Below are 12,334 nucleotides of genomic sequence, written 5' to 3'. Positions count from 1 at the left end.
TTGGTCGCACCCGTCACGACCTCGACCGGGGGTGGCGCTGCGAAGGCGGCCACCCCCAGCCGAGGAGGTGGACGCAGCGGGCCCTCGACTCTCCTGGCGTGGCTCGTCGTCGTCCCGTTCCTCGCCTACGTCGGCACGTTCCTGGTCTACCCGACGATCCTGGTGCTCGCCGGGGCGTTCCAGGACTCCGACGGCGGCTTCACGCTGAGCAACCTGACCGATCTGATGAAGGGCGTCTACCTCCAGGCGTTCTGGCGCAGCATCGAGCTGTCCGCGATCACCGCCCTGCTGGGCGCGGTGTTCGGCGCCCTGCTGTCCTGGGCGGTCGCGACCGGCAACCCCCAGGGCCTGCTGCGCCGGGTCGTCGTGGCGGCCGCCGGTGTGCTCGCCCAGTTCGGCGGGGTGCCGCTGGCGTTCGCGTTCCTCGCGACCGTCGGGTTCCAGGGCTTCGTCACGCAGTTCCTGCGCGACAGCCTCGGGATCGACCTGTTCGCCGGCAGCGCCTGGATCTTCGACCTGCCCGGCCTGACCCTGGTCTACACGTTCTTCCAGATCCCGCTGATGGTCATCGTGTTCCTCCCCGCCCTGGACGGCCTCCGTCCGCAGTGGAGGGAGGCGACCGAGAGCCTCGGCGGCAGCGCGTGGACGTACTGGCGCCACGTCGGCGGCCCGATCCTGTTCTCGCCGTTCCTGGGCGCCGTGCTGCTGCTGTTCGCGAACGCGTTCTCCGCGTACGCGACCGCCGCGGCGCTGGTGTCGCAGGGCAGTCCCATCGTGCCGTTGCAGATCCGCGGCTTCCTGACCGGCGAGGTGCTGCTGGGCCAGGAGAACCTCGGCAAGGCGCTGGGACTGGGCATGGTCGTCGTCGTCGGCGTCGCGATGGGCATCTACGCCCTGCTCCAGCGGAGGGTGTCCAAATGGCAGTGACCGCCAAGCCCGGCAGGAAGATCGGCGGCACGGTCCTGCGCTGGGTCGTGCTCGTCGTGCTCGGGTTCTACTTCGTCCTGCCGCTCGTGGCCATGGGCGAGTTCTCCACCCGCGGCATCAACAACACCCGCAGCCTGGACTCGTGGACCGGCATCTTCTCCGACCCCGACCTGGTCGACGCGATCCTGACGTCGGTCGAGCTCGCGGTCCTCAGCTCCGTGCTGATGCTCGTGCTGCTCGTGCCGACGATGGCGTGGATCCGGCTGCGGCTGCCGAAGCTGGGCAGGCTCGTCGAGTTCCTGTGCCTGCTGCCGCTGACGATCCCGGCGATCGTGCTCGTGGTCGGCATGGCGCCGCTGTACGCGTGGGTGAACTACTTCCTCGGCGACTCGCCGTTGACGCTCACCTTCGTCTACGCGGTCCTGGTGCTGCCGTTCGCCTACCGCGCCATCGACGCGGGCCTGGCCTCGATCGACCTCAAGACGCTCGCGGAGGCCGCTCGCAGCCTCGGCGCGTCCTGGGGCACGGTGCTGTGGCGGATCGTGGTGCCGAACATCCGCACCGCCCTGATCGGCGCCTCGCTGCTGTCGGTGGCGCTGGTGCTCGGCGAGTTCACCATCGCCTCGCTGCTGAACTTCGAGACCCTCCAGGTCCAGGTCAACCTGATCGGCAAGCGCAACGCTGGCCTGTCGATCGCGGTCTCCCTCGCCTGCCTGGTGTTCGCGTTCGTGCTGCTGTTCCTGCTCTCCTACGTCGGTCAACGACGTCGGGTCACCGTCGTCGAGGACTAGAGAAAGACCGGGTTTCATGGGTTACCTAGAGCTCAAGGGCCTCCGGAAGTCCTTCGGCGGCCAGCCCGCGCTCGACGGGCTCGACCTCGACCTGTCCGAGGGCGAGCTGGTCAGCCTGCTCGGGCCGAGCGGGTGCGGCAAGACGACCGCGCTGCGGATCGTGGCCGGGTTCGAGACGGCCGACACCGGGCACGTCGTCGTGGCGGGCAAGGACATCACGGCGGTCCCGGCGAACCGGCGCGACATGGGCATGGTGTTCCAGGCCTACAGCCTGTTCCCGAACATGACCGCGGCGCAGAACATCGAGTTCGGCCTGCGGCTGCGCAAGGCGTCCGGCCCCGAGCGCGCGAAGCGCGTCGACGAGCTGCTGGAGCTGGTGGGCCTCGGCGAGTTCGGCGCCCGCTACCCGCACCAGATGTCGGGCGGCCAGCAGCAGCGCGTGGCACTGGCCCGCGCGCTGGCCATCCAGCCGCGCGTGCTGCTGCTGGACGAGCCGCTGTCCGCGCTGGACGCCAAGGTGCGGGTCAGCCTCCGCGACGAGATCCGCCGCATCCAGACCGAGCTCGGCATGACCACCCTGTTCGTCACGCACGACCAGGAGGAGGCGCTCGCCGTCTCCGACCGGGTCGGCGTGATGTCGCAGGGCAAGCTGGAGCAGCTGGACTCGCCCGCGGTCGTCTACCGCGAGCCCGCGTCCGCGTTCGTCGCGCAGTTCGTCGGCGTGACCAACGCGGTGCTGGGCAAGGCGGCGTCCGGAGCGGTCCGGCTGGGGACGTTCACCCTCCCGACCGACGCCGCCGCCGAGCTGGCCGACGGCAGCGACGTCAAGGTGATCGTGCGCCCCGAGGACATCGGGATCGTCGAGCACAAGGGCGAGTCGAACGGGTCGCTGCTGGGCAGCGTGCTCACCCAGAGCTTCCTCGGACCGGTCACCCGCCTGGTGGTCCGGCTCGACGGCGACGAGCAGCTGGTCCGCGTCGACCAGCCGTCCAACCTCGCCGCGGCCTACCCGCCGGGAACCGCCGTGGCACTGGACTTCAACGCCTCCCGGTTCCTGGTCGTACCGGCCTGACCTGCGGCCGGGGTCACGCGTGGTGGCCCCGGCACAGGTCGTGCATCATCCACGCATGACCGTCCCGTACCGTCCGATGACCGCCCGTCGGCCCGATGAGCCGCACCGCGCCTCGACCCCGCTCGAGCTGCTGTTCGACCTCAGCTTCGTGGTGGCGGTGGCGTCGGCGGCGGCCATGCTGCACCACTCGCTGACCGAAGACCACATCGGACACGGGGTCCTCGGCTACGTCACGGTGTTCTTCGCGATCTGGTGGGCGTGGCTGAACTTCACCTGGTTCGCCTCCTCCTACGACACCGACGACGTCGTCTACCGGGTCACCACGCTGGTGCAGGTCACCGGTGTCCTCGTGCTCGCCGCCGGGGTGCCGCGGGCGTTCGAGGACGGCGACTTCAAGATCGTCACCGCCGGGTACGTCGTGATGCGGCTCGCGATGGTCAGCCAGTGGCTGCGCGCGTGGCACGGCGACCAGGACCGCCGGGGGACCGCCCTGCGCTACGCCGCGGGCATCACCGCCGTCCAGCTCGGGTGGGTCGCCCGGCTGTTCCTGCCGGACGGCCTGCTGCTGACGGCCTTCATCGTGCTCGCCGTGCTGGAGATGCTGGTCCCGGTGTGGGCCGAACGGGCCGCGGGCACGACGTTCCACCCCGGCCACGTCGTCGAGCGCTACGGGCTGTTCACGCTCATCGTGCTCGGCGAGTCCATCCTCGCCGCCAGCAACGCGATCCGGGCGGGCCTGGACGCGGCCGCCGACGTGCCGGGGCTCGTGTCGCTGGCGTTCGCCGGGCTGGTGATCGTGTTCGCGCTCTGGTGGCTGTACTTCGACCACCCGGCCGAGGAGCAGCTCACCACCCTGCGCAAGTCGTTGACCTGGGGCTACGGCCACTACCTCGTGTTCGCCTCGGCCGCCGCGGTGGGGGCGGGTCTGGAGGTGTCGGTGGACTACGACACGCACGCGACCCACCTGCCGTCGCTCGCGGCGGCCATGACGACGACCGTGCCGGTGGCGGTGTACCTGCTGGTCGTGTGGTTCCTCCAGGTCTTCCCGTCCGCCCGCGGCACGGCCAAGTGGGCGTTCCCGGTGGGGGCGGCGCTCGTGCTCGCCGCGTCGTTCGGGCCCGCGCCGATCCACGTGACCGCGGTGCTGCTGGCGGCGCTGGTCGCCGTCGTCGTGACCGCCGAACGGGCCTCGCGCGGGTGACCGGACGACTCGGGGCCCGTGTCCGGAGTGGACACGGGCCCCGAGGTCGCACGTCAGGTGACTACCACTCGCGGTAGGCGCCCTGGGTCTGCACGTTGAGCTCGTTCACCCGCACGAACTTCGCGGAGAAGGTCCGCGGGTCCCGGACGTCCAGGACGTCGAGGCCCTTCGCGATGTCCGACGAGTAGATGAACCCGTTGTAGTAGTACGCCGACCAGGTGCCGCCGCCACCGCCGTTGGGCAGCGGGCCGCGCTCGAAGAACCCGATCTCCTTCGGCTTGGACGAGTCGGTGAAGTCCCAGATCGACACGCCGCCCTGGTACCAGGACTGGACCATGATGTCGCGGCCCTGCACCGGGATCAGCGAGCCGTTGTGGGCCACGCAGTTCTCGGTGTCGGACTGCGGGCGCGGGATCTTGTAGTAGCTCTTGAACTCGAGGGTGCGGTTGTCGCCGCGGCCCTTGATGTCGTAGATGCCGTCCGCGCCGCGGTTCTGGCCGATGGCCTCGTTGCAGGTCGCCGCGCCGCCACCACCGAGCTCGTCGGTGAAGATGACCTTGGTGCCCTCGTTGTTGAACGTGGCCGAGTGCCAGAACGCGAAGTTCACGTTGTCCTGGACGGTGGTGATCACGCGGGGCTTCTCGCGGTCGGAGATGTCGAACAGGACGCCGTCACCCATGCAGGCACCGGCGGCGAGGTCCTTCGACGGGTAGACGGTGATGTCGTGGCAGCCGCTGGTGGGCGTCACGTAGCCGTCCGGGACCGTGCCACCCCGGCCGGGGTTGCCGCCGTCCGGGAAGATGATCGGGGCCGAGAGCAGGGACGCCTTCGCCGGGTCCTTCAGCGGCACCTTCACGATCGAGATCTTGTCGTGCGGCGGCTGGCAGTCCGGGAACGTCGTGCTCGGGGAGTACGACGAGACGTACAGGTAGGCGTTGCGGCCCTTCTTGTCCGGCACCAGCGTGTGCGTGTGCGAGCCGCAGTCGGTCTCCACGGCGGCCACGTACTTCGGGTTGCGCTTGTCGCTGATGTCGAAGATCTTCACGCCCTCCCACGAGTTCTTCTCCGTTGCGGGCTGGGGGACGCTGGAGCAGGAGTTGTCCGAGCGCGACGAGTCCGTGGAGAGGAACAGCAGGTTGCCCTGCACGGAGATGTCGTTCTGCGAACCGGGGCACAGGACCTGGCTCACGAGCTTCGGCTTCTGCGGGTTGCGGATGTCGTAGATCGTGAAGCCGTCGTAGTTGCCGATGAACGCGTGGTTGTCCGCGAACGCGAGGTCGGAGTTGGTCGTCGTGGCGAACGTGCCCGGCTTCGGGACGTTCACCAGGTGCTTGACGTTGCGGCTGCGGACGACCTCGTCGACGGCGGGGATGCCGGCGCTGGGCTCCGCGGGCGCCGAGAGCTGGGTCTCGGAGAGGCCGTCGAGGTTGTCCTGGTCGGGCTGGGCCAGAGCTTGTGGGCTGAGCGCCACGGCGGACACGACCAGCGCGAACGCTCCCAGGACCGCGAGCGGCGCACGGCGCCGTCGGATCGGGACGGATGCTGTGGGCACAGAGTCCCCCTATTCGAAAAGCTGATGCAGGAACGTCAGTATCACCGTTTCGACCGAAGTGCGACCAGGTCCGATCGACGGGTAGTGCCCCGTTCCCGGCTGCTGGAACCCTGGGTACGTTGGCGTCGCGGACGGAAGGGGAGCTCATGCGCATCAAGGTCGGAGTGGCGGCGGTCGCGCTGCTGCTGGCGGGCTGCACGGGCACCTCCTCCACCGAGGACGCGGCACCGGTCATCGTCCCGGGCGCACCGGGCGAGACCGCGAAGACGATCTCGCCCGACGATCTTGGCACCGACCGGTACATCGCGCCCAACGACCGCGACCTGGCCTACGTCGCGGGCATGGTCGTGCACCACCGGCAGGCGGTGGAGATGACCGAGCTGGCGCCGGAGAGGGCGTCCAACGAGGTCGTGCGGGGGTTGGCGGCGCGGATCCACGACACGCAGGGCCCGGAGATCGGGGCGATGGAGCAGTGGCAGCGGCAGTACGCGGCCACGGCCGGGGAGCACGGGCACTCGGGGAAGATGCCGGACGTCGACCACGCCGCGATGCCGGGGATGGCCACGGCGGAGCAGATGGGGGAGCTGAAAGCGGCGCGGGGGGAGGAGTTCGACCGGGTGTTCGTGAGGCTGATGGTGGCGCACCACAAGGGGGCGTTGGCGATGGCGGAGGAGGTTCTGTCGAGCGGGGTGGACGTGAAGGTGGAGGAGATGGCCGCCGACGTGATCGCCACGCAGACGGATGAGATCAATCGGATGCAGGGGTTGGGGTTGGGGTAGGGGGTGTGAAGAGAAAGAGCGAAGCCCGGCCCCCGGCGCGCGATTGTCTCAATACCTGATCTTCGTTGTCAAGACGATAGGGCTGTCTTGACAACGAAGATCAGGTAGGAGGGCGCTGTGGATCGGGGGCAGAGGGGGAGTCTGGCTTCGCCAGCATCGGACTACGTCCGACACTGCATCGGGCTCCGCCCGACAAAGCATCCTCGGCTGCGCCGTTGGACAAGGCATCGAGCTGCGCTCGACAGGGCATCGGCTGGCGCCGACAAGGCCCCAGGCGCTTCGCGCCGGATGCGCGCTGGCGGGCTGCGCCCAACGGGGTGGGGTTGGCTGGGTTGGTGGGGTGGTTGGTGGGTGGGTGCTCGGTGGGGTCGGGCAAGGTGTGTGTTGGGGCTAGCATCGGGTGGTGCCCAGGATTAGTGCTGACACGGTTGCGGAGCATCGGGCGAACCGGTTGCGTGCGCTCCTGGATGCTGGTCGTGATCTTGTCACCGAGGGTGGGCCTGAGGCGCTTACGCTTGCTGCGCTTGCTCGTCGTGTGGGGCTTTCCCGTCCCAGCCTTTACGAGTACTTCCGGTCTCGCGAGGAGTTGGTCGCGGCGATCGTGACCGATGAGCTTCCTGAGTGGGCGCGGTTTCTTGAGAGGGCTGTGGCTGGGGCGGAGGGTGTGTCGGCGAAGGTCGAGGCGTACCTGAGGGCTGAGTTGGGTGTGATCACTGACGGTAGTCATGGTGCGGTTGTCGCCCTGTCCGCCCATGCGTTGCCGGATGCCAGTCGTGAGTTGATCCGCACCGAGCACGAACGGCTGTTGGCGCCGTTGGTGGGGGTGTTGGAGGAGGCGGGTGTTGGCGAGCCGGGTCTGCGTGCGTTGTTGATCCACGGGATGGTGGAGTCCGCTGCGCGTGCCATCGCGCCTGGGCGTGAGGATCACAACGAGACCGTGATCCGCGCGTTGGTGGGGCAGGTTCTGCACGGTCTGCTTGGTGAGGTGTCCAGCGGCTGAAGGTCCTCTTGCTTTCCCGACGCACCGTTGGAATAGTTGCCTACACAGCGTCGGGAACCTCGGAGGTGCGACATGTTCATCGCCACCAACCGCCTTTTCGTCCCGGCGGATCGCGCCGACGAGTTCGAGGCGAAGTTCCGGGACAACATGCGGACCTACCTGCCGGGTGTTCCGGGGCTGCGGCGCAGCACGTTGCTCCGGCCCACGAGTCCGGACCAGCCCTACGTGTCGCTCAACGAGTTCGACACCGAGGCGGACTTCCGGGCCTGGGTGGCGTCGGACTCGTTCCGGGAGGCCCACGCGCGGAACAAGGGGATCGCTCGTCATGTGACGGGCAACGCGGTCGAGACGTTCGAGCACTCCGAGGACCTGGTGCTGATCGCCTCGTAGGCGGTCGATCCGTCGGCATCCTCGCTTGCGCGGCCCCTGGTTGACCCCTAGGGGTGCGGAGTGCGTATCGAATCGGACATAACGGTTGACCGCGGGCGGTGGGCTTGCGAGGGTCGTGGCCCGTCGGGTGGTGGACTGTGAGGCGCTGAATGGACTCCGTGCTTGGTTCGGTGCTGCTGCCGGTGGCGCTGGCCGTGGTGATGCTGGGACTCGGGCTGTCGTTGACGGTGGCGGACTTCGTCCGGGTGCGGCGGCAGCCCGCGGCGGTGTTCGTGGCGCTGGTCTGCCAGCTGGTGCTGCTGCCCGCGGTCTGCTTCGGACTGGTGGTGCTGTTCGGGCTGCCGCCGTTGCTGGCGGTCGGGATGATGCTGCTGGCGGCCTCGCCGGGAGGGACGACGGCGAACCTGTTCAGCCACGTGTTCCGCGGGGACGTCGCGCTCAACATCACGCTCACGGCGGTGAACTCCGTGCTGGCCGTGGTGACGTTGCCGCTGGTCACGAACCTGGCGATCAAGGTGTTCGCGCCCGAGGGCGGGGCGCTGGACCTGCAGTTCGACAAGGTGCTGCAGGTGTTCGCGATCGTGCTGGTGCCGGTGGTGATCGGCATGGTGGTGCGGCGGAGGTGGTCCGGGTTCGCCGACCGGATGGACCGGCCCGTGCGGATCTTCTCGGTGGTGGTGCTGGCCTCGGTGATCGTGGCGACGGTCGTGTCGGAGCGCGCGAACCTCGGGCCCTACCTGGCGGCCAGCGGTGCGGTGGTGCTGGTGTTCTGCCTGGTCAGCCTGTCGCTCGGGTACATCGCGCCGCTGGTGTTCGGCATCGGGCACCGGCAGGCGATCGCGAGCGCGTTCGAGATCGGCGTCCACAACAGCACGCTGGCGATCACGATCGCGATCAGCGTCCTGGGCAGCACGGACATCGCGGTGCCGGGAGCCGTCTACGGCGTGCTCATGTTCCCGGTGGCGGCGGTGTTCGGGTGGGTCGTGGTGCGGGTCAGGTCGGGGAAGAACCCCGAGGTGGGTCAACCGATCGGTTGACCGCCGGTATGGCTCGCCGGTCGATCCGCCGGACGTCGCGACCGGACAGTGTTGTGGCATGGCGATCATCGAGGTGGTGGACCTCGGCAAGCGGTACGGGCCGAAGGTCGCGGTGGACAGCGTGTCGTTCACCGTGGAAGAGGGCGAGATCTTCGGCATCCTGGGGCCGAACGGGGCGGGCAAGACCACGACGGTCGAGTGCGTCGAAGGGATGAGGGTGCCCGACCGCGGCACGATCCGGGTCGACGGGTTGGACCCGCGGCGCGACCGGGACGAGCTGCGGCGGCGGATGGGTGTGCAGCTGCAGGAGAGCCTGCTGCCGGAACGGCTGCGGGTGTGGGAGGCGCTTGACCTCTACAGCTCGTTCTACCCGGACCCGGCCGACTGGCGGGACCTGCTGGTCCGGCTCGGCCTGGAAGGGCAGCGGGACGTCGAGTTCGGCAAGCTGTCCGGCGGGCAGAAGCAGCGGCTGTCGGTGGCGCTGGCACTGGTCGGCAGGCCGCGGATCGCCGTGCTGGACGAGCTGACGACGGGACTCGACCCGCAGGCGCGGCGCGACACCTGGGACCTGGTCGAGGCCGTCCGGGACTCCGGCGTGACGATCCTGCTCGTCACGCACTTCATGGAGGAGGCCGAACGGCTCTGCGACCGGCTCGCGGTGATCGACGCGGGCAGGGTGGTCGCGATCGACTCGCCCGCCGGGCTCGTGTCGCGTGTGGACGGTGAGCAGCGGGTGCGGTTCCGGCCCTCCGAGCCGATCGCCGAGCAGCTCCTCCGCGAGCTCGCCGAGGTGTCGGACGTGCGCTCGCACGGCGGCCAGATCGTGGTGACCGGCACGGGGAACCTGCTGCACGCGGTCACGTCGTTGTTGGCGCGCAACCAAGTCGTGGCCGCGGAGCTGCGCATCGAACAGACCAGTCTCGACGACGCGTTCGTCGAGCTCACCGGGCGCAAGCTCAGCAGCTGACGGGGGAGAAGACGTGCTCAAGGTCATCCGGGTCGAGGCGAAGCTGTACCTGCGCGAAGGGGTCATGGCCTACTTCTCGCTGCTGTTCCCGACGATCCTGCTGCTGGTGCTCGGTGCCATCCCGATGCTGCGCTCACCCGACCCGACGTTCGGCGGGCTGCGGTTCATCGACGGCTACGTCGGCACGCTGGTGGTGATCACGTTGGGGTACCTGGGGTTGCAGCGGGTGCCCACGACGGTGGCCACCTACCGGGAGAAGGGCGTGCTGCGCAGGCTGTCCACGACGCCGCTGCACCCGGCGAAGGTGCTGACCGCGCAGCTGGTCGTCAACCTGGCCGCGGCGGTGACGTCGGTCGTGCTCGTCGTGGCGGCGGGCAAGCTGGTGTTCGACATCGACCTGCCGCACCACCCGGTCGGGTTCGTCCTGGCCACGCTGCTGGGCGCCACCTCGCTGTTCGCGCTGGGGCTGGTCATCGCCGCGCTCGCGCCGACGGCGCGGGCCGCCACCGGCGTCGCGGGAGTCCTGTTCATCCTGATCATGTTCTTCGGCGGCGCCTACCTGCCGCGGTTCCTGCTGCCGGAGGCGGTCAACACCGTCGGCCGGTACCTGCCGCCGGGCGTCGCCGCGCTCCAGAACGCCTGGGTCGGCACCGCACCCGAACCGCTGCACCTCGTGATCATGGCCCTGATCACGGCGTTCGCGGGTACCGTCGCCGCCAGGACCTTCCGTTGGGAGTAGAGGTGGCCGAGACCGCGCTGGACAGGTGGGAACGCCGGATGCTGGCGGTGGGGCACGTGATCCCGTACTTCGTGCTCACCGTCACCACCGCGCTCTACCTCGTGCTGTCGCCGCACGACCGCGGGGCGAAGCTGATCAGCCTCGCGGTCGTGGCCTTCACCTACGCGTGGATGTTCTGGTGGTTCACCGCCCACCCGAAGTGGCGGACGCGCCAGGGGCTGATGGCGGTCTTCATCATCGGGATGCTGGTCCTCTACGGCTACCTCGGCCTGCGCGAGACGTGGTTCGGAGCCGTGTCGTTCGCCGTCTACGTCTACGCCGGCGAAGTGCTCAAGGTGCGGTGGATGTTCGTCGCGGTCGCCACGACCGCGGTGCTCGCCACCATGTCGCTGTTCGGCGGGGTGCCGAGCGGCCCGGAGTTCACCGCGTTCCTGATCTTCGGCCTCCTCTTCGTGACGATCGCGTGCACGTTCACGTTCGTCGGGCACGTGACGACCGAGCAGAGCCGCAAGCGCAAGGAGATGGTGGCCCAGCTCGCCGCCACGATGGAGGAGAACGCGGGTCTGCACGCCCAGCTCCTCGTCCAGGCCCGCGAGGCCGGTATGCTCGACGAGCGGCAGCGGATGGCGCGGGAGATCCACGACACGCTGGCGCAGGGCTTCACCGGGATCATCACCCAGCTGGAGGCCGCCGAGCAGACCGGTGACTGGCGCGCACGGGTGGCCACCGCGACCCGGCTCGCCAGGGAGAACCTCACCGAGGCCAGGAGGTCCGTCCACGCCCTGCGGCCCGCGCCGCTGGCCAACGCGGCCCTGCCCGAGGCGCTGGCCGAGGTCGTGGAGGGCTGGCGCGGCGCCACCGGCGTCCCGGTCGAGGTCACCACCACCGGCACCGCGCGGCCGATGCACCCCGAGGTCGAGGTGGCGCTGCTGCGCACCGCGCAGGAGGCGCTGGCCAACGTCGCCAAGCACGCCGCGGCGTCCAGGGTCGGGCTGACGCTGTCGTACATGGAGGACGTGGTGACGCTGGACGTCCGCGACGACGGGGTCGGCTTCGACCCCGGTGCCACCGGTGGCGAGGGGTTCGGTCTGATGACCATGAGGCAGCGGGTGAGCAGGCTCGCGGGCGCGTTCGAGGTGGAGTCCGAGCCCGGCCTGGGCACGGCCGTCTCCGCCAGCGTCCCGGCGATCCCCACTGCGGTGACGACGTGATCCGGCTGGTGATCGTGGACGACCACCCGGTGGTGCGCGACGGGCTGCGCGGGATGTTCTCGGGGGACGGCGACTTCGAGGTCGTCGGCGAGGCCGCGGACGGCGCGGAGGCCGTCACGCTCGTCGAGGCCGTGCGACCGGACGTCGTGCTGATGGACCTGCGGATGCCCAGGGTGGACGGCGTCGGCGCCATCACCTCGTTGCGGGAGAAGGGGAACCCCGCCCGCATCCTGGTCCTGACCACCTTCGACACCGAAAGCGACGTGCTGCCCGCCGTGAAAGCGGGCGCCACCGGCTACCTCCTGAAGGACACACCGCGCGACGAACTGTTCCGCGCCGTGCGCTCAGCCGCCCGCGGCGAAGCAGTGCTGTCCCCATCAGTGGCGACGACCTTGCTGGGACAGGTGCGCTCACCTGCTGCGGACCCCCTCAGCTCACGGGAACTCGAAGTGCTGGGGCTGGTGGCACGAGGCTCGACCAACCGCGAGGCCGCGGCGAAGCTTTTCATCAGCGAGGCGACCGTGAAAACCCACCTGCTGCACGTGTACGCGAAGCTGGGCGTGAAAGACCGCGCCGCCGCCGTGGCGGTGGCGTTCGAACGGGGCTTGTTCTGAATGAACCACCCAACCGAGCCAACAGCCCGACCACAGCGCAACCGAGCGCACTCG

General features: G+C 69.4%; 13 protein-coding genes. 12 read left to right on the top strand and 1 reads right to left on the bottom strand.

Annotation, left to right across the window (positions count from 1 at the left end; all coding sequences use genetic code 11):
• The 4 genes from CLV43_RS20815 to CLV43_RS20800 are packed head-to-tail and all read left to right on the top strand — an operon-like array spanning window position 1 to window position 3,991.
• Window positions 1–927, top strand: coding sequence for an ABC transporter permease (locus tag CLV43_RS20815; protein WP_106188925.1), 927 nt, complete (start codon window positions 1–3; stop codon window positions 925–927).
• Window positions 918–1,718 carry an ABC transporter permease gene (locus CLV43_RS20810; protein ID WP_106188924.1) on the top strand — a complete coding sequence of 267 codons (801 nt, stop codon included), beginning with the start codon at window positions 918–920 and terminating at the stop codon, window positions 1,716–1,718. Before CLV43_RS20815 ends, CLV43_RS20810 begins: the two co-directional genes overlap by 10 nt.
• 16 nt (window positions 1,719–1,734) lie before the next feature.
• The gene (locus CLV43_RS20805; RefSeq protein WP_106188923.1) at window positions 1,735–2,790 is read left to right on the top strand and encodes an ABC transporter ATP-binding protein; all 1,056 of its coding nucleotides are present in this window, start codon (window positions 1,735–1,737) and stop codon (window positions 2,788–2,790) included.
• Between the two features lie 55 nt (window positions 2,791–2,845).
• The gene (locus tag CLV43_RS20800) at window positions 2,846–3,991 is read left to right on the top strand and encodes a low temperature requirement protein A (protein WP_106188922.1); all 1,146 of its coding nucleotides are present in this window, start codon (window positions 2,846–2,848) and stop codon (window positions 3,989–3,991) included.
• Between the two features lie 61 nt (window positions 3,992–4,052).
• Here CLV43_RS20800 and CLV43_RS20795 read toward each other — a convergent pair whose 3' ends face one another.
• On the bottom strand, window positions 4,053–5,462 hold the full coding sequence (locus tag CLV43_RS20795; protein WP_425445766.1) for an LVIVD repeat-containing protein: 1,410 nt from the start codon (window positions 5,460–5,462) through the stop codon (window positions 4,053–4,055).
• Window positions 5,463–5,689: 227 nt separating this feature from the next.
• On the opposite strand from CLV43_RS20795, the gene CLV43_RS20790 reads away from it, so the two are divergent.
• The 8 genes from CLV43_RS20790 (at window position 5,690) to CLV43_RS20755 (ending at window position 12,280) form a co-directional block, all read left to right on the top strand.
• A complete protein-coding gene (locus tag CLV43_RS20790; RefSeq protein WP_106189317.1) occupies window positions 5,690–6,322 on the top strand; it encodes a DUF305 domain-containing protein in 633 nt (210 codons plus the stop codon).
• Window positions 6,323–6,725: 403 nt separating this feature from the next.
• A complete protein-coding gene (locus tag CLV43_RS20785; protein ID WP_106189316.1) occupies window positions 6,726–7,322 on the top strand; it encodes a TetR/AcrR family transcriptional regulator in 597 nt (198 codons plus the stop codon).
• Window positions 7,323–7,394: 72 nt separating this feature from the next.
• The gene (locus CLV43_RS20780) at window positions 7,395–7,712 is read left to right on the top strand and encodes an antibiotic biosynthesis monooxygenase family protein (RefSeq protein WP_106188921.1); all 318 of its coding nucleotides are present in this window, start codon (window positions 7,395–7,397) and stop codon (window positions 7,710–7,712) included.
• Window positions 7,713–7,861: 149 nt separating this feature from the next.
• Window positions 7,862–8,749, top strand: coding sequence for a bile acid:sodium symporter family protein (locus CLV43_RS20775; protein ID WP_106188920.1), 888 nt, complete (start codon window positions 7,862–7,864; stop codon window positions 8,747–8,749).
• A gap of 58 nt (window positions 8,750–8,807) precedes the next feature.
• Window positions 8,808–9,716, top strand: coding sequence for an ABC transporter ATP-binding protein (locus CLV43_RS20770; protein ID WP_106188919.1), 909 nt, complete (start codon window positions 8,808–8,810; stop codon window positions 9,714–9,716).
• A 13-nt stretch (window positions 9,717–9,729) separates the two neighbouring features.
• The gene (locus tag CLV43_RS20765; protein ID WP_170155935.1) at window positions 9,730–10,455 is read left to right on the top strand and encodes an ABC transporter permease; all 726 of its coding nucleotides are present in this window, start codon (window positions 9,730–9,732) and stop codon (window positions 10,453–10,455) included.
• 2 nt (window positions 10,456–10,457) lie between these two features.
• Window positions 10,458–11,666 carry a sensor histidine kinase gene (locus CLV43_RS20760; RefSeq protein ID WP_245886740.1) on the top strand — a complete coding sequence of 403 codons (1,209 nt, stop codon included), beginning with the start codon at window positions 10,458–10,460 and terminating at the stop codon, window positions 11,664–11,666.
• Window positions 11,663–12,280, top strand: coding sequence for a response regulator (locus CLV43_RS20755; protein WP_106188918.1), 618 nt, complete (start codon window positions 11,663–11,665; stop codon window positions 12,278–12,280). The genes CLV43_RS20760 and CLV43_RS20755 overlap by 4 nt, the downstream gene beginning before the upstream one ends.
• Window positions 12,281–12,334 lie beyond the last annotated feature (54 nt).

This window comes from Umezawaea tangerina (assembly GCF_003002815.1).
Lineage (GTDB): Bacteria > Actinomycetota > Actinomycetes > Mycobacteriales > Pseudonocardiaceae > Umezawaea > Umezawaea tangerina.
The sequence above is the reverse complement of the archived record's forward strand: the minus strand, read 5'-3'. Positions and strand labels throughout refer to the sequence as shown.